This is a genomic window from Actinomadura logoneensis (assembly GCF_003428695.1).
GTDB lineage: Bacteria > Actinomycetota > Actinomycetes > Streptosporangiales > Streptosporangiaceae > Spirillospora > Spirillospora logoneensis.
In genome coordinates, this window is record NZ_QURH01000084.1 from 1 (window position 1) to 1,298 (window position 1,298).

Here is a 1,298-nt window from a genome sequence, read left to right on the forward strand (position 1 = left end):
CATCGGCGGCGGCGTGTCGCGCAGGGTCTCCGGCTCGCGCCCCGACGCGGGCGCGCCGTGGGACCCGCCGGTGTCGCGCGCGGACTCCGCGTCGCGCAGGGCGTCGGTGTCGCGCAGGGTCTCCGCGTCGGGCAGGGGCGGCATGGCCGGCGGGGCCGCGTGGTCAGGCCGGGTGCTGAGCCGGTCGTCGAACCGGGTCTGCTCGGCGAGCGTGGCCTCGATGTTGATCCGCTGGACCAGCCCGGTCAGCGCCCCGGCGTCCGGGCGCTCGGCGGGGTTGCGGGCCATCGCGGCGCGCAGCACCGGCAGCAGCGCCTCCGGCGCGCCGTCCAGGTCCGGACGGCCCTGCATGATCTTGTAGAAGATCGATTCGAAGGTGCCGGAGCCGAACGGCGGCCGTCCGGTCGCGGCGTAGCCGACGGTGCCCGCCCAGGCGTGCACGTCCGACGGCGGGCCCGCGTCCTCGCCCTCGATGATCTCCGGGGCGAGGTAGCCGGGGGTGCCGATCACCATGCCGGTCGCGGTCAGCCGGGTCGCGTCCACGCCCTGGGCGATGCCGAAGTCGATCACGATCGGCTCGCCGTCCAGCAGCATCACGTTGGCGGGCTTGAGGTCGCGGTGGATGATCCCCGCGCCGTGGATCGCCGACAGGGCCTCGGCCAGGCCCGCGGCCAGCCGCTGCAGGGCGCGCCCGCGCAGGGGCCCGCCCTCCTCGACGACCTCCTCCAGCGTGCGGCCGGGGACGTACTGGGTGACGATGTAGGGCCGTTCGGCGGTGACGTCCGCGTCGAGGATCTCGGCCACGTTGGCGCTGCGCACCCGGCGCATCGAGTCGGTCTCGCGGGCCAGCCGGCGGCGCGCCGTCGCGTCCCCGGCGACCGCCGGGCGCAGCACCTTGATCGCCACCTCGCGCCCGTCGGGAGCCACACCGAGGTAGACGACCCCCATGCCGCCCTCCCCGAGAGTCTCCAGGACGCGGTAGTGGCCGATCGACTGGTCGATGCTCTCCCCGGACGTGGCAACCCCCTTCATCACTTCCGAAACCCTACCTTCGTCGCTCTTCCCGGCCGAGCCGGAGCCCCGGCCGACCGCGGTCTCCCGCCCCCGCCCGGCCGGCCCTCACGATCATGCGACGGCCGCACGGGCCGCGGAGTTCGCGGAACCGCCGGATTCGCCTCCCCGCCCACTCCCCGCCGCGGACCGCGTCACCGGTCCCCCCGCAGGCCGCGCCGCGGATCCCGCCGCGGGCCGCGGTGCGGATCCCGCTGCCGGTCGCGACGCGGATCCCCCCGCGGGCC

At 76.3% G+C, this 1,298-nt stretch carries 1 protein-coding gene; it reads right to left on the reverse strand.

Annotated elements, in window-relative coordinates; genetic code table 11:
- Nucleotides 1-1,032, reverse strand: a 1,032-nt coding sequence (locus tag DZF91_RS04040; protein WP_199486394.1) for a serine/threonine-protein kinase, incomplete at its 3' end; no start/stop codon positions are given.
- Between the last annotated feature and the right edge of the window lie 266 nt (nt 1,033-1,298).